Consider the following 25,774-nt stretch of genomic DNA (forward strand, 5'->3'; position numbering starts at 1 on the left):
GAAAGCTACAGCTATTTATAGGTTTTGATGGTAGGTCTAGCTCAATGCCATTGTAAGCATTGAAAAATTTCGCACAAAATATCATCTCACAATTATGGACGACAGTTATTAAAGTATATTATTGGGGCAATTTTTTATAAATTTTAAGTTCAAATTCCATTCGGATAAAATTTAGATTTATTTTTTAGAAAGCGATCCGAAATTATTTAAAATTCCTCCGTTAGCTTGGACTATCTAGCGTTTTGTTCGTGTACCCGATTTAAAATTTTAAATAACGTAAAATCCCAAATTCTCGTGTTTAAGGATAATTTTTCTGATCTCTTTTAGTAAGCTGAGCGAGGCTTCGATTTCGACGCGGCGGGTGCTTACGCTCTCGATGTTCGCGCCTACGCTTACGCCTTTTGCGAGGGCGTATTTATAGATGAAATCAAACATCTCTGCACACAGCGCTGTTGAACTTTGCAAAATATCGACGCTGCTTTGCAGCCGTTGCTGCAAAAAATCCGGCACCGAGATGCCAAGCCATTTCATAAACTCAAGCGTCTTTAGGCTACCGCACGGCGTGAAAGTAAAGATTATCGGCACCTTTTTGCACTCCAAAGCGGCGTAATCGTCGATGAAATCTTTGGCATTTTGCACATTATAAACCGCCTGAGTGATAAAAAATTCGCATCCGTCTGCAGTCTTCTCCGCGATTTTTAGGTGCTCGTCGCGGCTCTTTTCATGGCGTTCAGGAATGCAGATGCCGCCTAGGCAAAGATGCGGCGCCACGAGTCGCTTGAGCTCATAGGCGCGGCTTAGATGCAGTTTGCATTCTTCGTTTTTAGAGCTCGCCCCCACGAAAACGCCCAGTCCGCTTGCGGCATGCCTTAGAATTTCGCAAAATTCCGCTTCATCGTATTTGCCTACCGCGCGGTAGATGATCGCTTCTTTATCAGTGTGTAGATACTGCGTGTAATAGCGCGCAGGATCGATCGTATGCACAAAAGGAAAGGTCCGCTCATCTTTCGTGCGCGCGCTTTCATCTTGTAGATCGTAGATGACGATGCCGTCGCATTCGCATTCGCCTAGGCGCTGCGACCACGCCGTACCTAGGCGCTCGAGCTCGTCTTGAGGGGACGTGATTTTAGGCGGAACGATGCCGTAGAGCAAAATTCCGCTTTTTCCGTTTCTAATTTTTTCTTTTAACACTTGCCATTCCTTGATTTTTCGCGCATTTTAGCAAATTTAAATTTAAAAATTTAAATGATATAATGCCGCGCAAATTGCAAATTTAAGGAACGCAATGAAAACGCTTCAAGAAAATTTAAAGCTTTTTTATCTGGGGCTTGAAAACGGCGAGCCGTTTTTTTATAAAAACAAGGATCTGACGACCCACGCGCTTATCATCGGAATGACCGGCAGCGGTAAAACTGGACTTGGTATCACGCTGCTAGAGGAAGCCGCGATCGATAATATCCCATCCATCATCATCGATCCGAAAGGCGATCTAACGAATTTAGCTCTTACTTTCCCGCAGATGAGGGCCGAGGATTTTGAGCCCTATATCGACGAGGCCGAGGCGCAAAACAAAGGTCTTAGCGTGCGAGAGTACGCAGAACAGACGGCAACTGCTTGGCGCGAAGGTATCGAGGGCTCATATCAAGACCTGGCGCGGGTGGAGCTTTTGAAAAATAGCGCCGATTTTAGAATTTATACGCCTAAATCAAGCGCAGGGCTTGGTATCAGCCTGCTAAGCGACTTTGAAGCGCCGAAGGGCTTAAACGAAGAGGATTTGAATAACTACGTCGGCGGTATCGCTACTAGCGTGCTAAGCCTCGCGGGGATTAGCAGCGATAATCTCAGCTCGCCGGAATTTTTACTAATCAGCCAAATTTTAACCTATCATTTCGGCAGAGGCGAGGGGGTGAGCGTGGTGGATCTCATCGCGCAAATCGGCAACCCACCTTTCGATAAAATCGGCGTTTTCGACGTTAATACCTTTTTCCCGAGCGATAAGCGAATGGCGCTTGCGATGAAGATTAACGCGCTCATCGCAAGCCCGAGTTTTAAGCTTTGGTGCGAGGGCGAGCGGCTAAATATCGCCAAGATGCTATTTGACGAAAACGGCAGGGCGAGGGCGAATATATTTTCCATCGCGCATCTAAACGACGATGAGAGGATGTTTTTCGTCACGCTGCTTTTGGGCGAGATGATCAAATGGATGCGCACCACCAGCGGTACGAGCTCGCTGCGCGCCGTGCTTTATATGGATGAAATTTACGGCTTCTTCCCTCCAAACGGCAATCCGCCGAGCAAAACACCGATGCTTACGCTGCTAAAGCAGGCTCGCGCGTTCGGTCTTGGCTGCGTTCTATCGACGCAAAACCCGGTCGATCTCGATTATAAGGGGCTTAGCAATATCGGTACGTGGTTTATCGGGCGCTTGCAGACCGCGCAGGATAAAGAGCGCGTCATCAGCGGCTTAAGCGGTATCGGCTCAAATCCGATCGACAAAAGCGTTCTGATGGAGAAAATCTCAAATCTTAAAAAGCGAAATTTTTTGGTAAAAAACATCAACGAGGACGTGCTGCGGATAATCGAGACGCGCTTTGCGCTAAGCTATCTAAAGGGTCCTTTAAGCAACGAGCAAATTTTAAATTTAATGAAAGACAAAAAGGCTGAAATTTCATCCGGCGCCACTCAAGGCGTCAAATCCGCCAGCGCCGCCAAGCCTGTAGTTTCTGCTGAAATTTCGCAGCTTTACAGCTACGGCGCGAGCCTTGAGCTAAGCCCGTATCTGTATGCAAGCGCAAAGATGCGATTTTGCGACAAGGGAGTCGATTTTACGCAGCAGCGTTCCTTTTTGCTTTCGCTTTCGGACGGGGGCGAAATAGATTGGAATGAAGCAAGCACGCGAGAAGTTGCAAATTTAAGCGGACATGAGCAAGCGGGCTCGCTCTACGGCGCGCTTCCTAGCTTCATCGCGGGCGCAAAAAATTTAAACGCTCAGCTTAAAAGCTTTAAGGAGTGGCTATATCGCAATGAAAAACTCGAGCTTTTTAGCGCGCTTGATCTGCTCTCAAAACCGGGCGAGAGCAGGGAGGAGTTTTTCGTGCGCCTAGGCGATAAGGCAAATGAAGCCCTAGAGGCCAAAACCGACGAGATCACGGCTAAATTTGAAAAGGAAAAGGCGCGCCTTGAGGATAAAATTTTGCGCGCTAGCGAAAAGTATGAAAAGGAAAAGGGCGATGTGCTAAGTCGCGGCGTGGATGCGGCGCTAAACATAGGCGGAGCGATCTTAGGCGCGTTTTTAGGCCGCTCGCGCAGCGTAAGCAACATCTCTAAAGCGATCAGTGGCGCCAAGAGCGCGCATAAAATTTTAAACGAGCGCAGCGAAGCCAAAAATGCCGAAAATAGCCTAAGCGCGCTACAAGAGGAGCTGGAGGTGCTTACGCAGAAATTTGAGGCTGAAGTGGACGCGCTAAAACAGAGCCTGGATCTAAAAAATATTAAACTCGAAACGAAAGAAATTTCGCCGAAGAAAACCGACATCTACGACGAGAAAATTTCACTGCTTTGGAAGAGTTAAAGGGAGAATTTTATGGATAAACTTAGTGAAATTTTAAATATCATATACGCCGCACTCTGCGATCCGAGCTCAAAATATTTTCTAGGAGATGAGCATGGAATTCTAGGAAGCGGAATTCTTGGAATTTCATATAGGACATTTACGGCGCCGAATTTTTGGTGCTACTTTGTTGCGTATCTGATCGCTGCGATCCCCTTTGGGCTTTTGATCGGCAGATACCTAGGCGGCGTGGATATCAAAAGCGAGGGCAGCGGCTCCATAGGCGCTACCAACGTCCTTCGCGTCTTAAAAACTCGCGATCCGCAAAAAGCAAAAAAGCTCGCGATCCTCACGGTTGCCTGCGACGCGCTAAAGGGCGCCCTGCCGATACTGATCGCGCGGGCTTTAGGCTTTGATGAAAACGTGCTATGGAGCATGGCTGTCTTTGCGGTGCTTGGGCATTGCTTTAGCCCGTATCTGAAATTTAACGGCGGCAAGGGCATTGCGACGGGAGCCGGCGTGCTTGCTTGCTTTATTCCTATCGAGATTGTTATTGCGCTTGCCGTTTGGTTCGTGGTCGGCAAGACGGTTAAAATTTCATCCGTAGCCTCGCTTGCAGCGGCGCTTGCGCTAGTCGTAGCAAGCTATGTGATCCATCCGCAGATGCCAGCAATCAACACTCATGCGCCGATCTTTCTGATAGTTTTCATCGTATTTTACAAACACGCGCCGAATATCGCAAGATTGCTTAAGGGCGAGGAAAAGCGCGTAGTATGATTAAAATTTTAATCGAAAAGCTGGAATTCGGCGCGATAATTGGGACGCTAGATTTTGAGCGCAAGCGCGAGCAGCGCGTGTGGGTGTGGGCAAAGCTTGGAGCGGAGGAGTTTATCGACTACGCGCGGGTTTGCGAATATATCAAAGCGGAGTTCCGCGAGAAAAAATTTCGCCTCGTAGAGGACGCGCTAAAATACTTCGCGCAGGAGTTTCACTCAAAATTTCGGTCGATGGATTATTTTTATATGAAAATTTTAAAGCCCGAAATTTTACAAGACGCGAGCGTCGGCGCGGAAATAGAGATAAAATTTTAAAATTTCTTTAAAAAATCTTGAAATTTTGCTTAAAATATGTTAAAATCGCCGCAAAATTTTAAGGCAAGGAAATTAAATGAGAATTTTAATAGTCGAGGACGAGGTGACTTTAAACAAGACGATAGCGGAGGGCTTGATGGAGTTCGGCTATCAGACGGATACTTCCGAGAGTTTTAAGGACGCAGAGTATTATATCGGCATTAGAAATTATGATTTGGTGCTAACCGATTGGATGCTAGCTGACGGCAACGGCATCGATCTCATCGCATTGGTTAAGCAAAAATCCGCGCGCACCTCTGTCGTCGTGCTATCTGCAAAAGACGATAAAGAAAGCGAGATCAAAGCGCTTCGCGCTGGCGCGGACGATTTTATCAAAAAACCTTTCGACTTTGATGTTTTAGTAGCGCGCCTCGAGGCTAGACTTCGCTTCGGCGGCTCAAATATCATCAAAATCGACGATCTCATCATCGATCCGGATGAGGAAAAGATCACATATCTAGGTCAAGAGATCGAGCTTAAGGGCAAGCCGTTTGAGGTTCTAACGCACCTAGCGCGCCACAGCGATCAGATCGTAAGCAAAGAGCAGCTGCTAGACGCCATCTGGGAGGAGCCCGAGCTTGTTACGCCAAACGTCATCGAAGTCGCGATCAATCAAATTCGCCAGAAAATGGATAAGCCTCTAAATATCTCTACGATCGAGACCGTTCGCAGACGCGGATATAGATTTTGCTTTCCACAAAAAGCCTAAGAGTCCGCTTTGTAATACAATTAGCATCCGCTTCGTTGATGCTAATTGTCATTTTTTCGGTAATGCTCTATAATTATATGAGAATTACCATCTTCGAAACTCCCGTTCAAAATTTAATCCAAAGAGCACAAAAAATCGTAGATGCCTCCGTGATGCCTGAGAAAATTTCATCTTTTTTACAAGACGCATCCGGTGAATACGAAAGCAAAATCATCGAAAACGAAAGTATCAATAAACCTAAATTTGTCGAAAGCTCCGAGGGCGGCAGGAGCTATTTACAGCTGCACTACCCTTATGGTAAGGATAAAATTTTAAGTATCCGAGCCGACGTTAGCGTCTATGCAAACATCGTAAATCAAATACTCATCGACATAATTTTAGTAAATTTGACTATGATATTTTTGGTAGTGTTTTATGCAATGTTTCTCTCGCGTATGCTGCTGATGCCGATTAAGCTGATCAGCCAAAGGCTCGCTTCGGTGGATGAAAAATTTCTAAAGCCGATCGACGGGGCCGAAATCCCGAGCGAATTTAATATGCTTTCAAATAGCATAAACCGCCTACTTGAGCGCATCGAGACCTTTATTATGTATCAAAAAGAGCTTTTTATCGGCATCGCGCACGAGCTCAAGACGCCTCTTGCGGTGATGAAAACCAAAAACGAAGTTACGCTTCTTAAGCCGCGCGAGAGCGAGAAATATATCGAGGCGCTTAAAAACAATAACGACTCGATCGATAATATGAATAAAATGATCAGCTCCATACTGGAGATTGGACGGCAGGAGGGGGCGCAGTTTGAGGCGCCCGAGCAGACCGATATGATCGCGTATCTACGGGAGCTATGCGTAGGCTTTAAAATTTTAGCGCGTACGGCAGGCAAGGACTTGACGATGGATCTTAAGCCCGAACAGCTTGAAATTTCGGTGCAGAAAAGCCTCTTTATGCACGTGATTCAAAATTTTATCCAAAACGCCATAAAATTTTCTCCGGACGGCGAAAAGGTACTGATCGAGAGCGAAATTTCGGACGGAAATTTCATAGTGCGGGTCGCAAACAAAGGCGAGCCGCTTAACGAAGAGATAGATTATTTCGCCCCTTTTAAGCGCTACGGCGGCAAACCGGGAGCCGGACTCGGGCTATTTTTAGCCAAAAATGCTGCTCAAGCGATGGGCGCGCAAGTGGATCTTAAAAACGATGAAGCGCGCTCGCTAATCGTCGCGATTTTCAAACTTCCACTAAAAAATTTAAGAAATAGCCCGAAATTCCGCTATTTTAAAACAAAATGAAGCTTTTTATGGTATAAACGCCATAAATTTTTTCGTAAGGTAAAATTATATGTCATTGTTGATTACAAAAGAATGCATCAGTTGCGACGCGTGCCGCGAGGAATGCCCTAATGAAGCGATTTTTGAGGATGAGCCGATATACATCATAGACGCCGATCGATGCTGTGAGTGCGTAGATGATTACTCCGAGCCCGCTTGCATCGTGGTCTGCCCGGTCGAGTGTATCATCACCGATCCCGATAATATCGAGACGGCGGACGAGCTGAAATACAAACACGTCCATATGGAAATTTAAATGCCCAAGCGCGTCGCAGTCATAGATCTGGGCTCAAATTCCGCCAGAGCCGTGATTTTCGAGCGCACGAGCAGGCTCGGATTTTTCATCTTGGCCGAGCACAAGATCAAGATCCGACTAGGCGAAGGCGCTTACGAAAACGGTGGAATTTTAACCACCGAAGCGATGCAAAAATGCCTACTCGCATTTAAAAAATTTAAAACCCTGGTATGCAATTACAAGGCCAAGCGCGTGCTTTGCATTGGTACATCCGCACTTCGCGATGCGCCAAACGGGAGCGAGTTTATAAATCTCGTCCGCAAGCAAACGGGCATCACGATCCGCAAGATAGACGGGCAGACGGAGGCGTATCTGGGTGCTTATGCGGCGCAGAATTTGCTTAGCGACTTTTCCGAGGGCGTTACGCTGGACATCGGCGGCGGCTCGACCGAGCTTGCTTACATAAAAAACGGCAGGATAGAAAATAAAATTTCTCTAAATTTAGGCACGGTGCGGCTAAAGGAGCTGTTTTTTGACCGCGGCGACACAAAGGGGCTAGAAAAATACATAAACAGCACGATCTCGCAGCTCGGCGCCGAGTTTCGCACGCAAAATTTAATCGTAATGGGCGGCTCCGCGCGAGCGCTATCGGGCGCCGTGATGAGCCTGCAAAACCACCCGCTAAAAATCGTGCATAATTTTAGCTATGATTATGAAAAATACGCGCCGTTTTTTGCCAAGCTGATGAGCGCAAAGACGCTTGATTTGGCGAAATTCCCGATCAAAAAAGACCGCTACGACACGATCAGAGAGGGCGCCATCATCTTTGATAAGATCGTAAGGCGCCTGGGAGCGAAAAAGATCATCACCAGCGGTGTGGGAGTGCGAGAGGGGGCGTTTTTAAGCTCGATTCTGCGCGGCGCAAACCTGCCTAGAGGCTTTAATCCGAGCCTAAGAAGCCTTAAAGATCGCTTCGCTTCCGAGCCTAGCGAGGCTCCGAAGTTCGCAAAGGCGCTGTTTTGCGCGCTATCGCCTCTACACGGCTTGGGCGAAAAATATATTAAAATTCTACAAACCGCAGCATCGCTTTGCGAGATCGGGCGGGCGATCGGCTTTTATGCCAAGCATGAAACCAGCGCGGATATGGTGCTCGGCGGGCTGAACTACCGCACGACGCATAAAGAAAAGGCGCTCATAGCCGCGATCATCTCGATGCACGGCAAGCGTGAGCTGGGAGCTACGTTCGCGCCTTTGAGCGCGATTTTACCGGATGCCGCCAAGCTTGCGTGGCTCAGCTATATTTTGGAGCTTGCACGCCTCCTAAGCGAAAACGCGCTAAAAAATTTAGAATTTTGCTTTGAAAATTCCACTCTTAAAATCTCCGGCGCGGATAATTTGATAATGCTTAAAGGAAGCCTTAAAAAGCTCGCAAAACCCGCAATTTTTGCGATAAAATTCCTTTAAATAGCGCCCTGCTTGTTGCGCAAGCTTAAGGCGGGCGGAGTTCGTTTAATTTTATGAGCTTGAAGCGGGCGATCAATCCCTATCAATAGCGCTTTTTAAATTTTAATTCCATTCTCAGCTAAAGAATAAATGCTAAAAAATCCGTAGTCGGTGCGGACGTAAAGGCGTTCGCCCGAGATTTCAATAGCAGCAGTTTTGACGCAGTGCTCGCACTCAAACTCGCCTAAGAGGCGAAAATCCTTCAAGCTAAATGCTTTAAACCTGCCATAAAAATACGTAAGAAAAATTTGATCGTTTGCGGCAAACCTCATTACGCTTCTTGGCAAGGTTTTTGGTACGCTTAGACGCTTTTTGCTTGCGACGTCCCAAAAATACAGCTCATCAAAGCCGTTATTTACGACCAAAATTGCGTCATTTTTGATAAGCCCCACGTTTAGGGAGTGGATATAGCCCACGTCGCATTCGATACGGCAAAGCTCGGCGAAGTCTTTTAGGCGGTAGAGCCTAGCGACATTTTTGCCGTTTTCATCCCCACAGGCTACACAAATTTTATTGCCGAAGCCTATAGCTTTCGCCGAAAAATCCGTTTTAAAATTTAGCTTCTTGTCGCTTCCGAAAGCTAAAATTCCATCCGTGCCGCAGGCTAGAATTTCGCCGTTGCCGCTTAGACTGGAGCTAAAGCCTCCTCCTGTGATACCCCAGGCTTCAAAAAGCCTACTGAATTTCTCTCCATCAAAAAGAAAGAATTCGTGGTCCAAATCAAGCACCAAGGCCTTTTTGGTAGCAGTCATTTTCCATGCTAAAATTTTTGGTAGTTCAATTTGCGCAAGAGTTCTTAACTCGTCGTCCAGCACGATTAAATAATCGCAGCCGTGCTCGTCAAAATTACATTTATAGACGTAAAATTTATCCTCAAACTCGGCAAATCCAAGCGCTCCGCTGTATCCGCCGCCGATATAGGTATGCGCTAGTGCCTCGCCGAATTTCACTTTTTTGTTTTCATAGATGAAGCCCTTTTTTAGGACATCAACTTGCTTTTTTACGAAAGCTTTTTGCAGAGCATCGTGGTTTGCGAATTCTTTAGAGCTCAGCCTTTCTTTGCCGTTTTGTAACGTCTTTGAAATCAAACTAAGCCCTTGCGTTTGAAGTAGAATTTCTTTCTTGCCGTCGGTAAATTTTTTCATAGCAGCCCCTAGGTATAAATTTGAAGTCTAATTTTAGAATTTCAAAGCTTAAACTACGGGGCGCGGCAAAGCTATTTAAAATTTACCGAGCGCTTCTTTGACGTGATCCTCCGCCATATCGATATTCCACATCGGCTCAAAGACGAGATCAATCTCCACTTCGCCGATACCTTCCACGCTCTCGGCACCCGCGCGCACCCATTCCACCATCATTTCGTGCAGCGGGCACGACTGAGTCGATAGCGTCATCGTGACTTTTGCGTTGTTTGCCTCATCTACGGCGACATCGTAGATGAGCCCTAGCGACACGACGTCAAAGCCCACCTCGGGATCGACAACGGCGCGAAGCGCGTCGTAAATTTGCTCCTTCGTTACTTTCATTTTTCCTCTCCAAATTTTATGTAGTTAAAGATATTTACGATGTTGACTAGCACTAAAATTATGCTTGCTGCTTGCAAGATCACCGCGGGCGTTAGCGCTCCAAGACCCGCGCACGCAAGCGCTAAGACGTTCGGCACGCAGGCTGCGTAGGCGATTTTTTTGATTATCATATCCTCTAGCATAGGGATTTTGCGCTTGCCGACGAAGGGCGAGACGTAGTGGTACCAGATGAGAAAGGGCGCGATTTTATAAAGGTGCGCGACGATGAAGGCGAACAAAAAGCCGTATAGCAGCCAAAACGCCGCCGCATCCGCGCGACCTGCGAGCCAAAATGCCGCACTAAATCCCAAAGCCGCCAGCGAGATATAGACGTTTAAATTCCAATAATCTATCGCTTTTCGCACGCGCCTGGCTAGGATATAGATCGCCTGAGCCGCAAAGCTCGCAAGCGCGGCAAAGGCGATGAAAATTCCAAAATCTTTTAGTAAAAACGGCCCCGCGAGCAGATACAACGCCAGCGAAGCTTTTGCCAGTGCGAAGCTTAGATCGTGCGCCAGGCTAAACATCGGCAGCAGCACGCATGCAGCGCCTACGATGACGAAAAACACGAAGCCCAGCACGAAGTATATGTGATAGGATAAAATTTCTGAAAAATATACTCCGAAAATCTCCGCGCCGCTAAGCGCTAGCACGAGCGCGAAGCCAAGGCTGATCCCTACCGCTAAAAACACAGCCGAAATCGCAAGCGCAACGGCGGGGAAGCTCCATTTGGGCGTGCCGATGAAGCTTAGCGCGTAGCAGATCGTAAAATAAAATAGACTAAGCAGCAAAACGGCGCCGCCTGCGTGCATCAAAGGGATGCTTGAAAGCAGCAATCCCGCGCTTAGCAGCGCCACGCCCGCAGCGTAGACGAGGAGGTTTAAAAATGCAAATTTGACGGTAAAAAATTCCTTTTGGATGATGACGGAGGTGAGCTGATAGAGCGCTCCGATGATTATGCTGATTACGAAACCCAGCAAAAATACGTGAAAAAAGCTCGCCGTCTGCGGCGCCTGAATCGCGCTGAAATCGGCCTTTAAAAAGCTCGCCGCGCTTAGAAGCAAAAAGATAAAGCCGCAGATGAAATAGCCGCCTACGATGCGAAACGGCGGCGAAAAGGTCGTGATATTCATCTAAATTTTAAAGCCCTTTAGCCGTGGCACTTCGCATCGGTGTCGAAGCCCTCATTGACCGCGCCGGGCTTTAGACTGATGGTGAGCTTGACCGCGTCGCCGTCTAGATCCTCGCGGGCAATGTCAAATTTAGACTCGATCTTCGGAATCAGCCCCATCGGAAATTTATGATTGACCATGACGACCTTTTTGGTTTCGTCTTTTACGAAATTTAACGCCACCAGCGCATTTACCATCGGCTCAGGCGGGACGCATTTGCGCGAATCAAAGCCGATGTACTCCACGCCGCCCTGCGATTTTTTATAAAATTTCACCGTAGCGCCCGCCGCGTCGAACTCCTGCCAGTCTGTGAAAAAATCCATACTTAATCCTTTTTTAAAATTTTTCGCGATTATATAGCAAATTTTAAAATTTTGAAATGAGGCAGGTCAAGTCCTATTTGGAATTTGTAAATTTAGCCGAATTTTAATACACTACGCGTTAAAATTCTAAATCCGAGGACCATTATGCAGACCATCACGATCATCGATACGTTCGGCTTTTTTTTCAGGCTCTACTACGCTATGAGCGGGCTTAAGACCAAAGACGGCAAACCCAGCGGCATGGTGAGCGGATTTGCGAGCTTCATCGCAAATCTTTCGAAGGAATTTAAGAGCGATTATATAATTTTCGCTCTGGATAGCAAGGGCAAGACCTTCCGCTCAGATATCGACCCAAACTACAAAACCAACCGCCAAGCCCCGCCGCCCGCGCTTTTGCAGCAGCTGCCCGTCTGCATCGAGATGATCGAAAAGATGGGGCTTTACTCGCTCGGATGCGAAGGCTACGAGGCGGACGATCTCATCGCAAGCGTCGTTAAAAAGTACGGCGCCACGCATAAAATCAACATCGTTACCTCCGATAAGGATCTGTACCAGCTAATCGGCGAAAACGTTAAAATTTACAGCCACGGCAAAAAGATGCTTTACGGAAGGGAGGAGTGCTTGCAGCGCTACGGCGTCTATCCCGAGCAGATCGTGGATTTTTTGGCGATCTGCGGCGACAGCGCCGATAATATCCCGGGCGTGCACGGTATCGGCGATAAGGGAGCGAAGAAGCTTTTAGACGAATGGGGCTCGCTCGATGAGATCTATTCAAATTTAGACCGCCTGCCGCAGAACAAACAGCGCGAGTATCTGATAGAAGGGAGACAGAGCGCCTACATAAGCAAGCGCCTGGCTACGCTTTACGACGAGCTGGAAATCCCGCCTTTAGAGGATGCGAAATTTCCGCAGCAAAATCCGCTTTTTAAAATCCGCGAAATTTTAAAAGACTACGCGCTAAATAGGCTTCTTTCGGCGCTAAACCTGCAGGAGCAAAACGGGCTTGATCTTTGGAGCGAGGGCAAAAGCGCGGGCACAAAAAGCTCCGTTTTGGGCGCGGGCGGGAAGGGTTCCGCCGCAGAGGCGTCTTGCGGCGGATCTATCTTGGACGCTGCCGTAGGGGGGCTAGACGGGCAAAATTCTATCCCGGGTGGCTCCTCTTGCGGCGGACAAAATTCCGAGAGCGCTTTTAAAATGCCATTTGAGCCCATTTGTATCACCGATGCCGCGGAGCTTGTGAGGCTGTGTGAAGGCGTCAGCGCCGAGACCTTGGTGAGCTTTGATACCGAGACGACGAGCATCGACAGCAAAAGCGCCAAGATCGTAGGCTTTTCGTTTGCGTTTAACGAGGAGCGCGCCTATTACGTTCCGCTCGCGCACAGCTATTTGGGCGCTCCGGCTCAAATTTCTTCGGACGCGGCAAAGGCCGCGATCAGCTCGCTGTTTCGCGGTTATGTCGTGGGGCAAAATTTAAAATACGATTTTGAGATCGTGAAAAATAATTTTAACATTGAGCCGCCTGCGCGCTTTGCCGATACGATGGTGCTAGCGTGGCTGCTCGATCCCGCAAACGCCGTGGGGATGGACTCTATCTCGCCGCGGTATCTGGGGTATGAGACTGTGCATTTCGGCGACGTCGTCAAAAAGGGCGAGACCTTCGCCTCCGTGGAGCTGGACGCCGCTACGATCTATGCGAGCGAGGATGCGTGGGTGACGCTGAGGCTGTATTTTAAGCTCAAACAGCTGCTCGAACCCGCGCTTTTTAAGCTCGCACAGGAGCTTGAGTTTCCGTTCGTGCGGGTGCTTTGGCAGATGCAAAGATGCGGCATCAAGATCGACGCGGAGATGATAAAGCGCCTAATCGGGCGCAACGAAAAGTCCCTGCGAGCGCTCACGGATGAAATTTATGAGCTTTGCGGCGAGCAGTTTAATATAAACTCTCCCGCTCAGCTCGGCGCCGTACTTTTCGAGCGGTTAGGACTTCCTGCGGCGAAGCGCACCAAGACGGGCTATAGCACCGATGAAAGCGTGCTGAAGGATCTTACGGCGCTGCATCCCGCGGTGGGTAAAATTTTAGACTACCGCGAGCTGTTTAAGCTGCAAAGCACCTACTGCGAGCCGCTGCTGCAGCTTGCCCTGGCCGATGCGCAAAACCGCGTCAGATCGAATTTCTTGCAGACCGGCACGGCTACCGGGCGGCTGGCGAGCAAAAATCCGAACCTGCAAAATATCCCCGCGCGCGGCACCTTTGCGAAGGACGTGCGGGACTGCTTCCTCGCGAGCGAGGGCTACTCGCTGATCTCGCTTGATTATTCGCAGATCGAGCTGCGCCTGCTCGCGCACTTTTCGCGCGATCCTGCGCTTTTGGCGGCGTTTAGGGCGGATGAGGACATTCACGCGCGCACGGCGATCAGCATCTTCGGCGACGCGCAGCCCGCGCACCGCACGATCGCAAAGAGCATAAATTTCGGCCTCATCTACGGCATGGGCGCGGGCAAGCTAAGCGACAGCCTAGGCATCGCGCGCGCCGAGGCGAAGGGCTATATCGAGCGCTATTTCGCGGCGTTTTCCACGATCAAGGAGTTTTTGCAAAGCATAAAATCGGACGCGAAAGAAAGCGGCTACGTAAGCACGCTTTTTGGGCGCAGGCGCTACTTCGATTTCGCAAACGCGCGCAACAACATGGTCTATGCGAGCTACGAGCGCGAGGCGGTGAATACGAAATTTCAAGGCTCCGCCGCCGACATCATCAAAAAAGCGATGGTTGAGATTTCGCCGCTGCTAAACGATGAGGCGCGGCTGATATTGCAGATCCACGACGAGCTGATCTTCGAGGTGCGGGACGATTTGGCGCAGAGCTTCGGCACGCGCGCGCAGGAGATAATGCAAAGTGCGGCGAGCCTGAACGTGCCCTTAAAGACGAGCCTAAACATCGCCAAGCGCTGGGGCGAGCTGAAGTAGCTCCGCTAAATTTAAAACGCGGCTAAAATTTTAAGCGGAATTTAAACGGCGTGCAGAATTTTAAATTTTGAGCGAGTGCAGAGCCTAAATTTGCCCGTTTGATAAATTAATCGCGTCGAATTTAGATCGAGTAGCTACGAGCGGTTGGCGCGGCGCGGCACAGATCCGCCGCCGTCTTTAAAATTTTGATTAAATTTAAGCTCTCCACTCGGCAATATCAAACGGCGGTTAGATAGATTTATCCGAATTAAATTTAAACTATGCGTTTTAGCAAGAGGTCTGGGTAAATCTTGCCGTGCGTATAAATTAAAATTTCATTTCAATGCCGTAGTGGCGGAATTTTTAAATTTAAATTTTACGAAAAGCCGCGCGCTTCGTAAAATTTAACGAGTGAAAATCCATACAAAATTTAGCCCGCAAGAAAATGGACATGGGTTTTGCAAAAAGCAATTTTTGTAAGATGAAATGATCGGCGAGTCTTTTTAAACCGGCGGCTCGTAAAGATGAGCGCCCTTATAGACCCATGAGCGAAGCTATAAGGATTTCGGACTAAATTTTGGCATGAATTCTGCGCGCCCGCGCAAATTTTTACAAGCCTGCATAAAAATTCCGCGAGCTTGCGCAAATTTCGCGCCGCCTATTTTTTAGATTTTTCTAGCGCGGCGGCAAGGTCTGCTATGAGATCGTCCGCGTTTTCGATGCCTATGGCTAGGCGCAGCAAATTTTGACTGATGCCGATGCGCTCTTGCAGCTCGCGCGGATAGCTCTCGTGCGTCATCGATGCAGGATGGCATATCAGGCTCTCTACGCCGCCCAGGCTCACGGCTAGATCGAATAGCTCAAGGCTGCGCGCAAAGGTTTTATAGTCGTATTGCGGCTTAAGCACCAGTGAGATGACCGCTCCGATACCGCTAGCTTGGCGATTTTGTATCTCTTTTTCGTTAGCCGAATGCGAGCCCGCGAAATTTACCGCCTCTACCGCAGGATTGCTGCGTAAAAATTCTATTATCTTTAGCGTATTTTCGCTCTGGCGGTCGAAGCGCACGCTTAGCGTTTTAAGTCCGCGTATTAGCGAATACGCGTCGGTAGGCGATAGCGTCGCGCCCAGAGTGTTTTTCATAAACTGAATTCTTGCGGCAAGCTCATCGTCGTTCGTCGTAACGATGCCGGCGATCAGATCGGCATGCCCGCCTATGTATTTGGTCGCGCTATAAACCACGACGTCTGCGCCGTGCTCTAGCGGGCGCTGATAATATGGGGTCAAAAAGGTATTATCCATAACCACAAGCGCGCCGTTTTTGTGCGCGAGCTCGCTGATGCGCTCAATGTCGGTTACGCGCAAAAGCGGATTTGATGGTGTTTCGATGAAGACCATTTTAACGTCGCTTGGAATTTCGGTGATCAAATTTAGATCGTCCACCAAGTCGTAATTTATCCCTTGATTTTTAAAAATCCCGCTTACGTAGCGATAGGTACCTCCATAGACGTTGTTATTTAACAGCACGCGATCGCCGCTTTTAAGCAGCGCAAATGCAGCGCTCGTAGCCGCCATGCCCGAAGCTAGCGCGAAGGCGTATTTGCTGCCTTCAAATTTTGCGAAAAGTTCCTCAAAGGCGTTGCGCGTAGGATTTGCGCCGCGCGAATAAGCGTATTTGCCGAAATCATCCAGGCTTTCTTGCACGAAGGTGCTGGCTAGATATATCGGCGGAATGACCGCGTTGTGGGGGTTAGACTTAGCCTCTATGCCCTTTACGATTAGGGTATCTATTTTCATCTTTTCTCCTTGAAATTTAATGGATTTAAAAGCTCATCGCTCCGATAAATTTAGCTATGCGCTCGTCGTTGCTGCCAAAGAATTCCTCTGCGTCGCCGTCGAATGCGATAACTCCGCCGTCTAAGAATAAAATTCTATCTGCGATCTTGCGTGCAAAGCCCATATTGTGCGTGACGATTATGAGCGAGCGATCCTCTGCGGCAAGCTCTGCGATAGTCTTTAGCACCTGCGCCTCAAGCTCGGGATCAAGCGCGCTCGTAGGCTCATCCAGCAGCAAAAACTCAGGCTGCATCGCAAGCGCCCGCGCGATCGCCACGCGCTGGCTCTGACCGCCGGAGAGGCGAGCCGGATACGCGCCAGCTTTATCCGCCATACCGACCTTTTTTAGCAGCGCCATTGCATTTGCCTCGGCAAGCTCGCGTGGCTGCTTTAGCACGTGTACGGGTGCTTCTATGACATTTTGCAAGACATTGAGGTGCGGAAAGAGATTGAAGCTTTGAAAAACCATGCCCGTATGCGCGCGGAATGGATGATATTCGCTTGTTTTATGCGGAGCGTCGAAATTTATCTTAAACTCGCCTAGCTGTAGCTCGCCGCCGCTTGGAATTTCGAGCAGATTTATGCAGCGCAGCATCGTAGATTTGCCAGAGCCAGAGCTTCCTAAAATCACTGTTGTTTGCCCGTCGCGAAATTCTAAGCTTAGCCCATTTAGCACGACGTGATCGCCAAAGCACTTAGTTAAGTTCGTAAATTTTATCATCACACAAACCTTGAAAATCGTCGCTCTAGCTTGGATTGTAAGAACGTAAGAAGGGTGCAAACTGCTAGATAAAATAGCGCCGCCAGTACGTATAACGTAAGCGGATCGAATGCCCGCGCAGCGATACGTTGAGCGACCATAAACATATCGACCATCGTAATCGAGGCTACGAGCGAAGTGTCTTTAAGCGTAGAGATAAATATATTTGATAGCGGCGGCAGCGATATGCGCGCTGCTTGCGGAGCGATAATGCGGCGCAGAATTTGAGCGTAGCTCATGCCTAGCGAGGTAGCCGCCTCCCATTGTCCCTTTGGCACCGATAGGATCGCAGCTCGCACCGCCTCTGAAGCGTAAGCGCCGATATTTAGGCTAAAGGTAATGATCGCAGCAGCCCAAACATCAAGCGTAATCCCGATGATTGGAAGCCCGAAATAGACGATAAAAAGCTGCACCAAAAGCGGAGTGCCGCGAAAAATCCAAATATAAATTTCGCTTAGCTGCTTTAAAATTTTAAAATTTGCGATGCGTGCGACCGCCGTCAGCACCGCAAGCACGAGCCCGAGCAGAAATGAGATTATCGTAAGCGGGATCGTAACTTGCAGCAGGGCTAGCGCCATCGGCTCTAGCGAGCTACTAACAAGCTCTAGAATTCTGCTTGTTTCGTTCATTCACTCACATCTTTGCCGAAATATTTAAGCGAAATTTCTTTTAGCTTGCCTTCGGCTTTGAGTTCGTTTAAGGCTTTGCTGATTTGATCTGCGAGCTCTTTATTGCCCTTCTGCACGATTGCAGCGCTATAATCGACATCTTTTAGCTTTGCAGCGATTTTAATCGGAGCGTCCGGGCGTTGTTTTAAAAAGTCGTAAAATACGGTATTGTCGCGCACGACGGTATCTACGCGGCGAGCGATCAGCAGCTCCATACTTTTAGCGAAACTATCTACAGTTACGTTTTGCGCGCCGTATTTTTTAGCGACTTGCGCCCAGTTGCTGGTAGCGGAGTCTGCATTTTTCTTGCCTTTTAAATCCTCGAAGCTTTTAATGTCGTTGTTATCTTTATGCACGATGATAGCTCCGTAAACGACGGTGTAGGGCACAGAATACTCATATTTTTTCTTGCGCTCGTCGGTAATGCTTACTTGATTAAACACAGCGTCTGCCTTGCCTGCATCAAATGCTGCAAGCATCGCATCCCAAGGCGCGGTTAGAAATTCTATTTTTAGACCAAGCTTTTCGGCGACTGCGCGCGCAACATCTACGTCGTATCCTACGAGCTCATTTTTGTCGTTATAATACGAAAATGGCGAAAAGGTGCCTTCCGTAGCCACTTTAAGCACGCCTTCGCGTAGTGTTTTAGAGTTTGCGCCGCATATTAAAAGCGCGCACGCAAGCAAAGTTTTTATTAAATTTTTCATAATTCCTCCAAAATTTTATGAGCGAAATTTAAAATGCAAAATTCCGCTCAGCTAAGTTTAAAATTCCACGCTTCAACTAAGCGGTCGTAGAATTTATTCCGTAATGTCTTTGCCAAAATATTTAAGTGAAATTTCTTTCAGCACGCCTTTTTGTTTTAGCGATTTTAGTGCGGAATTTATCTGTGCCGTCAGCTCGTCGTCCTTTTTAAGCAGCACGGCGGAATAGATCGGCTCATTGCCTTGAGCTGCGATCTTTAGCGGGGCGTTCGGGCGCTGCTTCATATAGTCGAAAAATGTGATGTTATCGTTGATCGTAGCGTCTGCGCGACGAGCTATGATGAGCTCCACGCCCTTGCTAAATCCGTCTGCCGTAACGATCTCGGCGCCGTAGCTGCGCGCCATGTCAGCCCAGTTACTGGTAGCGGAGTGGACGCTTTTTTTGCCTTTAAGATCCGCAAAACTCTTAATCTCCTCGTTATCAGCTCGCACTACTAGCGCAGCATAAGCCACGGTATAAGGCTCGCTGAAATTATATTTTTTCTTACGCTCCTGCGTGATGCTTACTTGATTCATCGCTATGTCCGCTTTGCCTGCGTCAAATGCCGCGAGCATCGCATCCCACGGCGCGGTTAAAAATTCCGCCTTTAGCCCTAGCTCTTTTGCTAGTGCGCGAGCGATATCGACATCAAAGCCGGTAAGATTATTTTTCTCATCATAGAAAGAATACGGCGAGTAAGTCCCCTCTGTGGCTATTACGAGCGTGCCCTCTTTGAGCGTCTTAGCGCCTAAGGTAGCGGTGATCAGCGCTGTTGCGAGCAGGGCTTTAAATATTTTCATTACATCTCCTTGAAATTTAGCTATCGCTCGCGCTGCGAGCAGATGCGCGATTATATCGTGCGGAATATATAATTTTTATTAAAAATTCTAAATTTTAGTAAGACGTGATACAAAATTTCGCCTGCATGACAAAACTTTAGCTCATATATTTTTAAAATTTTGACAGAGGTGATTTATAAAATTTTAAGTTTATTAGGTAAAAGTATCGCAGACCAAATTCAGCCTGCGATATAAGATAAAATTTGCAAGTATTTCGAGGCGATTTTTTGAGTTAGAAGCTAAATTTTGCGCAAGCTAGACTTCTGCTTGCAGTTGCGAGCGCAAGAGAAGCAAAATTTCTCTCAAAAGCGCTCGCAAGATGAGCCTTTTGAAAAAGACGAGTCGCTAACGAATTTGCCCGCCTCCGCGGACGACGTATTTATAGGTCGTGAGCTCCCTCACTCCCATCGGCCCTCTGGCGTGCAGTTTTTGCGTGCTGATGCCGATCTCGCCGCCAAATCCAAACTCGCTGCCGTCGCTAAAGCGCGTCGAGGCGTTGGCGTAGACGACCGCGCTGCCGACTTCGTTTAAAAACTGCTCGACGTTTGCGTAGTCCTCACTTAAAATCGCGTCCGAATGCCCGCTGGAATACGCGTTTATAAAGCTGATCGCCTCGTTCGTATCCCGCACGGCGCGTACGGCTAGCACGAGATCCAAAAACTCGGCACCAAAGTCGCTCTCGCCTGCAAGTTTGACGTTTTTAGTGCCTCGCAGCTCCGACTCGCACGCGCCCAGAAGCTCCGAGCTCACGCGAAACTCGACCTCCGGCATCTCGCGCACAAGCCCCGGTAAAATTTCGCCTACCACGCGCTCATGCAAAAGCACGCACTCTACGGCGTTGCAGACGCTTGGGCGCTGGATTTTGGCGTTTTTGATTATCTTTGCCGCCTCGCTCAAATTTGCGCTCTCATCGACAAAGATGTGGCAAACTCCCTCACCCGTCATGATGATCGGTACGGTCGCGTTTTGCGCGATAAAATCTTTTAAGCTCTTGCCGCCGCGCGGTATCAAAACGTCGATATACTCGCTCATTTTCGCCATGTGTGCTACGACTTCGCGTTCGGCGCTCTCCACGAGCTGCACTGCACCCGTCGGTAAGCCGAATTTCGCCCCCGCCTCGTTAAATAAATTTACTAAAAAGATGTTTGAATTTAGCGCACTAGCACTGCCTCGCAGGATCGCTGCATTGCCGCTTTTTAGCGCCAGAGCCGCCGCGTCGATGCTGACGTTTGGACGGCTCTCATAGATGATACCAAGCACCCCCAGCGGCACGCGCACGCGGCTGATTTGCATGCCGTTTGGATGGCTCCAGCCGCCTAGATTTTCGCCCACGACCTCTGCAAATCCCGCCACTTCGCGCACGCCCTGCGCCATAGCCTCGATGCGGGCGTCGGTTAACCTTAGGCGATCTAGCAGCGCCGCACTAAGCCCCGATTTCTCGCCGTTTGCAAGGTCTTTGGCGTTTGCCGCTTTTATCGCGTCCTTTTGCGCGAGCAGCTCGTCCGCCACGGCGTTTAAAATTTCAAATTTAGCCCTGCTATCAAGCCTCAAAAGCTCGCTGCAAGCGGCCTTTGCGCGCTTACAGATATCTAAAATTTCGTTCATTTTCGCTCCTTAATCTATAAATCAAATCACACGCTTTGTATCAAAATGCTGCGAACAGCACCTATATCGCACCTAAAATTCTACGCGTTATTATCTGATCCGTGCGCGGTGGCTTAAATTTAGCGCGCTTTGGGGCATTTTATTTCGGATCTTGTGCCAAAATCTCCCGCACTCGCCCGGCATTATTCCCAACCTTCTCGTTCCAATTCGCACACGGCTCTTTTACGTAATCCGCCAGCTCATATCCGCGCAGCTCAAGAACATCTAGCTCGCCGTTTTTATCGGCGTCCAGCTCATCAAATTTTGCCGTCCACGCCGCGCCCGCCAAGAGTAGTGCAAAAAAATATAATCTTTTTCATCTACGCCTTCCGTTTGAAATTTTAAACGCACAGAACACGGCTAAAATTTCATTGCAGCGCGATATTATCCGCGTGGATCGCGTCATCGTCGCTTTTGTAGCTTAAAGTCTGCTCTATCTCATCGCTTTTTACGCCCGCTATGCGCGCAAGCTCGCAGCTTGAATAGTTGCTAATGCCGTGCGCCAGCAGCTTGCCGTCGGTCGCGCAGACGTTTACGATCTCGCCGCGCTCAAACTCGCCGCGCACCTCGGCGATGCCTACTGCAAGCAAGCTTTTGCCCGATTTTATCGCCTCTGCCGCACCCGCGTCGATAATCACCGCGCCTTTGCTGATCGCGCCGTATGCGAGCCAGTATTTACGCGAGCTAAGCCGCGCCGCGCCCGCGCTAAAGAGGGTGCCGACCTCCTCGCCCGCCGCTATTTTAAGCAAAATTCCGTCCGTACGCCCGTTTGCGATGATCAGGCTAGTGCCGATCTGATTTGCCATTTGCGCCGCCGCGATCTTGGTCGCCATGCCGCCCGTGCCGAATTTACTGCCCTCGCCGCCTGCCATTTTGACGACGTGCTCGTCGATTTTTTCAATAAAGCTTAAAAGTTTTGCGTCCGCGTGCTCGCTCGGATTTTTGTCGTACAGCCCGTCGATATCGCTTAAAATCACGAGCAGATCAGCATCGATTAGCCCCGCTACTAGCGCACTTAGCGTGTCGTTGTCGCCCACTTTCAGTTCATCTGCTACGACGGGATCGTTTTCGTTTATGATCGGCACGATGCCGCGCGAGAGTAGCTCCGCGCAGACGTTTCGCACGCTAAGATAGCGCACCCTGTCGCTAAAATCGCCTCGGCTTAACAGCAGCTGCGCGATAATGCGGTCATGCGCCCAAAATAGCCGCTCGTAAAGATGCATCAGTGCGACCTGTCCGACCGCCGCTAGAGCCTGCTTGCGGCTTAAAATTTTAGGTCTTTGCGCGATACCGAGCAGCCCCATACCCGCGCCCACGGCGCCCGAGCTTACCAAAGCCACGCAAAAGCCCGCATCTTTTAGCTTGCAAATTTGCGCGACTAGACTTTTGATGAGCCGCTCATTTAGCGAACCGTCCGCATTGGTAAGCGTTGAGGTACCGATTTTTACGACGATACGTTTTGCGCCGCCCAGAAGCTCTTTTCTACCCATTTTCCGCTCCGAAATTTTTGAAAATTATATCGAAAACGGCTTATTTTAAATTTTATGTTTTGAGCTGAGTGGATGCGAGCTTTGGCTAAAATTTATTCCCGAATAAAATTCGGCAGCTTCTAAATACGAGAGATAAAATTTTTTGGGTAAAAGTTTGATTATAAAGTAGTCGTATTTGGCGTAGTAAATTTTCTTATAAAGCGTAGAGATAGTCTGTTTACGAAGATCGTAACGGGAGATAAACTCCCGTTATCGCGCGAAATTTTACTGATTTAAAATTTACCGGATCCTTGCTAAAGCGCGGCGTTGAGACTTAGTTGCATCTCCACGTCGTCGCTAACGAGCAAAATTTTCTTCATTTTAGCCTACTTTTTGGTGGCATTGCCTTCTTTATCTTCAGTCTTCACCTCTTTCGGCCCCACATAATCCTCCCCGAAATAAGCCTTTTTTATCTCTTCTTTTTTGATTGCGGCTTTCTTTTCGTAGATTTTGTATTCAGGCTTCCAGTAGTTTAGCATATTGTTTAGCCCGCTGTGGCCTACCTCGGCGTGACAGCTAGCGCAGGTTAGTTGCTTATCCGTATTTAGCAAGCTTTGATAGTGAGCGTGCATCTTTTGAGCTTGCGGGCTCGTTAGCTTATTATCCACCAAATTCGTATGGCAGCTAACGCAACCGTTATCAAATACGAAGTGCTCTCTTTTTTCTCTATTTTTATGCCAGTCTATAGCCTCCGGATCTTTAAAGAAATGAACGTATCCCTCCATCAATCCGTTTTTAGCTTTAGTTAAAACGTATTTGGCTAGGTTGTCGTGAGGTATGTGGCAGTCTACGCATTTAGCCCTTACTCCGCTTTTGCCTTTGCCGCTATGTACGTCGTTACTATAAGCTATAACCATAGGATCCATCTCGTGGCATACTACGCAAAACTTCTCTCCGCTAGTTTCTTCTAGGGCGTAATGCACGGGAAGTACGACTAAAAACCCTATAATGCCGCTTACTAATATAATAAGCGCTAGTACTTTCTTTGAAATTTTCATGGCGTTACCCCCATCCATTGCGGAACTTCGTGTTCGTGGCACTCCGTGCACATATTGGTTGATTTTTTATGCTCGTTGTGGCACTCGTCGCAGTATAGCGTAGGGCCGTCGTGAACCGAGTTGTGGGGATTTGCTTTTAGCAGATCCATGTATTCTAGTCTTTTAGCTATCTTTTTCTTGTCGCCGTGACAGGATATACAGCCTTTATCGCCTATGGATTTAAATTTACTAGCGTCGTTTCCTTGTCCTTCGTGACAATCAAGACAGGTGAAGCTTAGCTTTTCATGGTGAGGCTTTAAAGGGTGTTTGGCTCGCAGTTCATCGGTGACGTTAAGATCAGCTAAAGACGTTATCTTTGCGCCTAAGGCTTCTGCGCTAGATGCAAAAGAGCATAGTAGCATAGATGCGCACAAGACGAGAAACGCTTTATGTTTCATGCGAATTCCTTTCGGATGTCAAATTTACAAATTTAACTGCAAATTCGGCTTTAAATTTAAAAAGATCGCAGGCTGAATTCTCGAATTTAGTCTTAAATTTGACCTGCGATACGAAATAAGATTTGCAAGTATTTCGAGGCGATTTTTGGGGTTTTCTGCTTCGCAAGCTCGCAACTGCAAGCAGAAGAAGTTAAAATTTGACGAAGATAAGGCATATAGCCTATCAAGTCAAATTTTAACGAAACCCGCAAAAAGCGTCCGAAAGACGCCTAAAATTAGCCTATATTCTCTCCCGCAATCATACCAAACGTTAAGCAGTCTGCGATCGCCACGCTACCTAAGCGGCTAGCTCCGTGTACGCCGCCCGTGATCTCGCCTGCGGCAAATAGTTTTGGAATAGGCATCTCTGTTTGTAGAGAGATGACCTGGGCTTTGGTATTGATATCGATACCGCCCATAGTGTGGTGGAGTTTTGGCGTACCGCGCATAGCGTAGAAAGGCGGTTTAGAGATATCTACGCCGTTTGTAGTGGTTTTATCCATAGGTTTACCAAAGTCCTCGTCTTTGCCAGATTTAACGAAGCTATTATATCTCTCTACCGTCTTTTTAAGCTCTGCGGCAGGGATTTTATAAAAAGCCGCTAGTTCGTCTAAGGTTTCAAATTTCTTTAGCACGCCGGACTCCAGCGGTTTGGTGTAGTGTTCAGGTATGACCATATTTTTTACGCCCTCAGAGTCGCAGAAGTTGATAGGATAGATATCCGCTTTTGCGTCGATTACTTTAAACATAGCTTGAGAGCGGGTGCGGCGGTCCGCTAGCTCGTTCATATAGCGTTTGCCGGTTCTTGGATCGACTGAAATTCCGTAGCGGAAGCTTCCGTTTACGTTAAACATAGAGCCTACGCCAAAGCCTTTTTCGTCAGGGCATGCCCATGGACCGAATTGTATCCAGCTTAGCTGAACAGGGGTAGCGCCGATCCTAAACGCCTCTTTCATAGCGCCTGCTGTTGCGCCCGGGTGGTTAGTGCTATCCGTAGTAGGCAGGATAGAGGGATCTTGAACTTGTCTAAAGAATACGTCGCGGCAAAATCCGCCCGCAGCTAGCACTACGCCTTTTTTAGCTTTTATCGTCTTTTTAGTTCCCGTAGTGTTTTCGGCGTCGTCTTTTTGGCTCTTTGGATCAAATTTATAATCCTCTCTGATGATCACGCCGTCTACGCCGCCGTCTTCGCCTAGGACGAATTCGTCAAATTTAGCTCTTTGTCTTAGCTCGCAGCCTTGTAGGTTTTTAAAGTATTCTACCATCGGCTGAACAATACCCGAGCCTGAACCGTTAGCGGTTTGGAGCGATCTAGGTACGCTGTGTCCGCCTGCGTGAGTAACTTTATCTATGTATTTAGCGCCGCATTTTAGAGTTAGTTTATATGCGTCTTGAGCGCGAGTAGCGATGGTGTCGATGAGATCTACGTGGTTTAGTCCGCGGCCGGCTTTTAGGCAGTCTTTGATAAATAGCTCGTTGCTATCTTTGATGCCTTCGGCTTTTTGTTTGTCGCTGTTTGGAACGGCAAAAATTCCGCCGTTAATAACGGAGTTACCGCCAACGCGTCCCATCTTTTCTAGGATTAGGACTTTATTGCCCTTTTCGGCTGCGGTGATACCTGCTGCTAGTCCTGCAAAACCGGAACCAACGATGACTACGTCCCACTCTTCGTCAAATTTGACGTCTTTAGCGTTTACCGCAGCATTTGCGTTTACGGAGCCGAGCGCTAAAGCACCCGCGCCAACTAGGCTCATTTTGAGCAGATCACGTCTTGAAACGTTTTCCATGATGTCTCCTTTATTTTACCGTTATACGGTTTTTTTCAGATGC

Annotated in this window: 24 protein-coding genes; 8 read left to right on the forward strand and 16 right to left on the reverse strand. The window is 48.3% G+C overall.

What is annotated here, in order from left to right; genetic code table 11:
* Positions 1 to 267: 267 nt before the first annotated feature.
* Positions 268 to 1,191, reverse strand: coding sequence for a methylenetetrahydrofolate reductase (locus tag Q0140_RS07895; RefSeq protein ID WP_297963519.1), 924 nt, complete (start codon positions 1,189 to 1,191; stop codon positions 268 to 270).
* A 94-nt stretch (positions 1,192 to 1,285) separates the two neighbouring features.
* On the opposite strand from Q0140_RS07895, the gene Q0140_RS07900 reads away from it, so the two are divergent.
* The 7 genes from Q0140_RS07900 (at position 1,286) to Q0140_RS07930 (ending at position 8,413) form a co-directional block, all read left to right on the forward strand.
* Positions 1,286 to 3,571: a DUF87 domain-containing protein gene (locus Q0140_RS07900; protein WP_297963521.1), complete on the forward strand. Its 2,286-nt coding sequence runs from the start codon at positions 1,286 to 1,288 to the stop codon at positions 3,569 to 3,571.
* 12 nt (positions 3,572 to 3,583) lie between these two features.
* Complete coding sequence (plsY, locus tag Q0140_RS07905; protein ID WP_297963523.1) at positions 3,584 to 4,327, forward strand: glycerol-3-phosphate 1-O-acyltransferase PlsY; 744 nt, start codon at positions 3,584 to 3,586, stop codon at positions 4,325 to 4,327.
* Positions 4,324 to 4,641, forward strand: coding sequence for a dihydroneopterin aldolase (locus Q0140_RS07910; RefSeq protein WP_297963524.1), 318 nt, complete (start codon positions 4,324 to 4,326; stop codon positions 4,639 to 4,641). The genes plsY and Q0140_RS07910 overlap by 4 nt, the downstream gene beginning before the upstream one ends.
* A 76-nt stretch (positions 4,642 to 4,717) precedes the next feature.
* On the forward strand, positions 4,718 to 5,389 hold the full coding sequence (hsrA, locus tag Q0140_RS07915) for a homeostatic response regulator transcription factor HsrA (protein WP_005871260.1): 672 nt from the start codon (positions 4,718 to 4,720) through the stop codon (positions 5,387 to 5,389).
* Between the two features lie 38 nt (positions 5,390 to 5,427).
* On the forward strand, positions 5,428 to 6,675 hold the full coding sequence (locus Q0140_RS07920; protein ID WP_297963526.1) for a HAMP domain-containing sensor histidine kinase: 1,248 nt from the start codon (positions 5,428 to 5,430) through the stop codon (positions 6,673 to 6,675).
* Between the two features lie 49 nt (positions 6,676 to 6,724).
* Positions 6,725 to 6,970 (forward strand): YfhL family 4Fe-4S dicluster ferredoxin, encoded by a 246-nt coding sequence (locus Q0140_RS07925; protein WP_005871264.1) that lies wholly within the window; start codon positions 6,725 to 6,727, stop codon positions 6,968 to 6,970.
* A complete protein-coding gene (locus tag Q0140_RS07930; RefSeq protein WP_297963528.1) occupies positions 6,971 to 8,413 on the forward strand; it encodes a Ppx/GppA phosphatase family protein in 1,443 nt (480 codons plus the stop codon).
* A 95-nt stretch (positions 8,414 to 8,508) separates the two neighbouring features.
* Here the strand turns inward: Q0140_RS07930 and Q0140_RS07935 are convergent, their stop codons facing one another.
* The 4 genes from Q0140_RS07935 to Q0140_RS07950 all read right to left on the reverse strand — a co-directional run bounded on the left by Q0140_RS07935 (position 8,509) and on the right by Q0140_RS07950 (position 11,512).
* The gene (locus Q0140_RS07935; protein ID WP_297963530.1) at positions 8,509 to 9,597 is read right to left on the reverse strand and encodes a hypothetical protein; all 1,089 of its coding nucleotides are present in this window, start codon (positions 9,595 to 9,597) and stop codon (positions 8,509 to 8,511) included.
* A 75-nt stretch (positions 9,598 to 9,672) separates the two neighbouring features.
* Positions 9,673 to 9,978, reverse strand: coding sequence for a metal-sulfur cluster assembly factor (locus Q0140_RS07940; protein WP_297963532.1), 306 nt, complete (start codon positions 9,976 to 9,978; stop codon positions 9,673 to 9,675).
* Positions 9,975 to 11,150 (reverse strand): peptidase M50, encoded by a 1,176-nt coding sequence (locus Q0140_RS07945; RefSeq protein WP_297963534.1) that lies wholly within the window; start codon positions 11,148 to 11,150, stop codon positions 9,975 to 9,977. Before Q0140_RS07945 ends, Q0140_RS07940 begins: the two co-directional genes overlap by 4 nt.
* Positions 11,151 to 11,167: 17 nt before the next feature.
* Positions 11,168 to 11,512 (reverse strand): hypothetical protein, encoded by a 345-nt coding sequence (locus Q0140_RS07950; RefSeq protein WP_005871273.1) that lies wholly within the window; start codon positions 11,510 to 11,512, stop codon positions 11,168 to 11,170.
* Between the two features lie 144 nt (positions 11,513 to 11,656).
* On the opposite strand from Q0140_RS07950, the gene polA reads away from it, so the two are divergent.
* On the forward strand, positions 11,657 to 14,473 hold the full coding sequence (gene polA, locus Q0140_RS07955) for a DNA polymerase I (RefSeq protein ID WP_297963536.1): 2,817 nt from the start codon (positions 11,657 to 11,659) through the stop codon (positions 14,471 to 14,473).
* A gap of 637 nt (positions 14,474 to 15,110) precedes the next feature.
* On the opposite strand, the gene Q0140_RS07960 is transcribed toward polA, so the two are convergent.
* From Q0140_RS07960 to Q0140_RS08010, 11 genes are all read right to left on the reverse strand, one after another.
* Complete coding sequence (locus Q0140_RS07960) at positions 15,111 to 16,247, reverse strand: PLP-dependent aspartate aminotransferase family protein (protein WP_297963538.1); 1,137 nt, start codon at positions 16,245 to 16,247, stop codon at positions 15,111 to 15,113.
* A gap of 25 nt (positions 16,248 to 16,272) precedes the next feature.
* A complete protein-coding gene (locus tag Q0140_RS07965) occupies positions 16,273 to 17,007 on the reverse strand; it encodes an amino acid ABC transporter ATP-binding protein (protein ID WP_297963540.1) in 735 nt (244 codons plus the stop codon).
* Positions 17,007 to 17,675, reverse strand: a complete 669-nt coding sequence (locus Q0140_RS07970; protein WP_291939919.1) for an amino acid ABC transporter permease — start codon at positions 17,673 to 17,675, stop codon at positions 17,007 to 17,009. Before Q0140_RS07970 ends, Q0140_RS07965 begins: the two co-directional genes overlap by 1 nt.
* Positions 17,672 to 18,421 (reverse strand): amino acid ABC transporter substrate-binding protein, encoded by a 750-nt coding sequence (locus Q0140_RS07975; protein ID WP_297946129.1) that lies wholly within the window; start codon positions 18,419 to 18,421, stop codon positions 17,672 to 17,674. The genes Q0140_RS07970 and Q0140_RS07975 overlap by 4 nt, the downstream gene beginning before the upstream one ends.
* 93 nt (positions 18,422 to 18,514) lie before the next feature.
* Positions 18,515 to 19,258 (reverse strand): amino acid ABC transporter substrate-binding protein, encoded by a 744-nt coding sequence (locus Q0140_RS07980; protein ID WP_297963542.1) that lies wholly within the window; start codon positions 19,256 to 19,258, stop codon positions 18,515 to 18,517.
* 384 nt (positions 19,259 to 19,642) lie between these two features.
* Positions 19,643 to 20,902: a glutamate-5-semialdehyde dehydrogenase gene (locus Q0140_RS07985; protein WP_297963544.1), complete on the reverse strand. Its 1,260-nt coding sequence runs from the start codon at positions 20,900 to 20,902 to the stop codon at positions 19,643 to 19,645.
* Between the two features lie 139 nt (positions 20,903 to 21,041).
* Positions 21,042 to 21,230, reverse strand: a complete 189-nt coding sequence (locus Q0140_RS07990) for a hypothetical protein (RefSeq protein ID WP_297963546.1) — start codon at positions 21,228 to 21,230, stop codon at positions 21,042 to 21,044.
* A gap of 79 nt (positions 21,231 to 21,309) precedes the next feature.
* On the reverse strand, positions 21,310 to 22,431 hold the full coding sequence (gene proB, locus Q0140_RS07995; RefSeq protein ID WP_297963548.1) for a glutamate 5-kinase: 1,122 nt from the start codon (positions 22,429 to 22,431) through the stop codon (positions 21,310 to 21,312).
* Between the two features lie 365 nt (positions 22,432 to 22,796).
* Entirely contained in the window at positions 22,797 to 23,468 is a 672-nt protein-coding gene (locus Q0140_RS08000; protein ID WP_297963550.1) for a NapC/NirT family cytochrome c, read from the reverse strand.
* On the reverse strand, positions 23,465 to 23,905 hold the full coding sequence (locus tag Q0140_RS08005) for a cytochrome c3 family protein (protein WP_297963552.1): 441 nt from the start codon (positions 23,903 to 23,905) through the stop codon (positions 23,465 to 23,467). Before Q0140_RS08005 ends, Q0140_RS08000 begins: the two co-directional genes overlap by 4 nt.
* Positions 23,906 to 24,180: 275 nt before the next feature.
* Positions 24,181 to 25,731 carry a flavocytochrome c gene (locus Q0140_RS08010; RefSeq protein WP_297963554.1) on the reverse strand — a complete coding sequence of 517 codons (1,551 nt, stop codon included), beginning with the start codon at positions 25,729 to 25,731 and terminating at the stop codon, positions 24,181 to 24,183.
* Between the last annotated feature and the right edge of the window lie 43 nt (positions 25,732 to 25,774).

Origin of the sequence: uncultured Campylobacter sp. (assembly GCF_938045405.1) — a bacterium.
Taxonomy (GTDB): domain Bacteria; phylum Campylobacterota; class Campylobacteria; order Campylobacterales; family Campylobacteraceae; genus Campylobacter_B.

Coding starts and splice junctions, on each gene's coding strand:
- Q0140_RS07900 (WP_297963521.1), top strand. CDS start 1,286: ATGAAAACGCTTCAAGAAAATTTAAAGCTTTTTTATCTGGGGCTTGAA.
- plsY (WP_297963523.1), top strand. CDS start 3,584: ATGGATAAACTTAGTGAAATTTTAAATATCATATACGCCGCACTCTGC.
- Q0140_RS07910 (WP_297963524.1), top strand. CDS start 4,324: ATGATTAAAATTTTAATCGAAAAGCTGGAATTCGGCGCGATAATTGGG.
- hsrA (WP_005871260.1), top strand. CDS start 4,718: ATGAGAATTTTAATAGTCGAGGACGAGGTGACTTTAAACAAGACGATA.
- Q0140_RS07920 (WP_297963526.1), top strand. CDS start 5,428: ATGCTAATTGTCATTTTTTCGGTAATGCTCTATAATTATATGAGAATT.
- Q0140_RS07925 (WP_005871264.1), top strand. CDS start 6,725: ATGTCATTGTTGATTACAAAAGAATGCATCAGTTGCGACGCGTGCCGC.
- Q0140_RS07930 (WP_297963528.1), top strand. CDS start 6,971: ATGCCCAAGCGCGTCGCAGTCATAGATCTGGGCTCAAATTCCGCCAGA.
- Q0140_RS07935 (WP_297963530.1), bottom strand. CDS start 9,597: ATGAAAAAATTTACCGACGGCAAGAAAGAAATTCTACTTCAAACGCAA.
- Q0140_RS07940 (WP_297963532.1), bottom strand. CDS start 9,978: ATGAAAGTAACGAAGGAGCAAATTTACGACGCGCTTCGCGCCGTTGTC.
- Q0140_RS07945 (WP_297963534.1), bottom strand. CDS start 11,150: ATGAATATCACGACCTTTTCGCCGCCGTTTCGCATCGTAGGCGGCTAT.
- Q0140_RS07950 (WP_005871273.1), bottom strand. CDS start 11,512: ATGGATTTTTTCACAGACTGGCAGGAGTTCGACGCGGCGGGCGCTACG.
- polA (WP_297963536.1), top strand. CDS start 11,657: ATGCAGACCATCACGATCATCGATACGTTCGGCTTTTTTTTCAGGCTC.
- Q0140_RS07960 (WP_297963538.1), bottom strand. CDS start 16,247: ATGAAAATAGATACCCTAATCGTAAAGGGCATAGAGGCTAAGTCTAAC.
- Q0140_RS07965 (WP_297963540.1), bottom strand. CDS start 17,007: ATGATAAAATTTACGAACTTAACTAAGTGCTTTGGCGATCACGTCGTG.
- Q0140_RS07970 (WP_291939919.1), bottom strand. CDS start 17,675: ATGAACGAAACAAGCAGAATTCTAGAGCTTGTTAGTAGCTCGCTAGAG.
- Q0140_RS07975 (WP_297946129.1), bottom strand. CDS start 18,421: ATGAAAAATTTAATAAAAACTTTGCTTGCGTGCGCGCTTTTAATATGC.
- Q0140_RS07980 (WP_297963542.1), bottom strand. CDS start 19,258: ATGAAAATATTTAAAGCCCTGCTCGCAACAGCGCTGATCACCGCTACC.
- Q0140_RS07985 (WP_297963544.1), bottom strand. CDS start 20,902: ATGAACGAAATTTTAGATATCTGTAAGCGCGCAAAGGCCGCTTGCAGC.
- proB (WP_297963548.1), bottom strand. CDS start 22,431: ATGGGTAGAAAAGAGCTTCTGGGCGGCGCAAAACGTATCGTCGTAAAA.
- Q0140_RS08000 (WP_297963550.1), bottom strand. CDS start 23,468: ATGAAAATTTCAAAGAAAGTACTAGCGCTTATTATATTAGTAAGCGGC.
- Q0140_RS08005 (WP_297963552.1), bottom strand. CDS start 23,905: ATGAAACATAAAGCGTTTCTCGTCTTGTGCGCATCTATGCTACTATGC.
- Q0140_RS08010 (WP_297963554.1), bottom strand. CDS start 25,731: ATGGAAAACGTTTCAAGACGTGATCTGCTCAAAATGAGCCTAGTTGGC.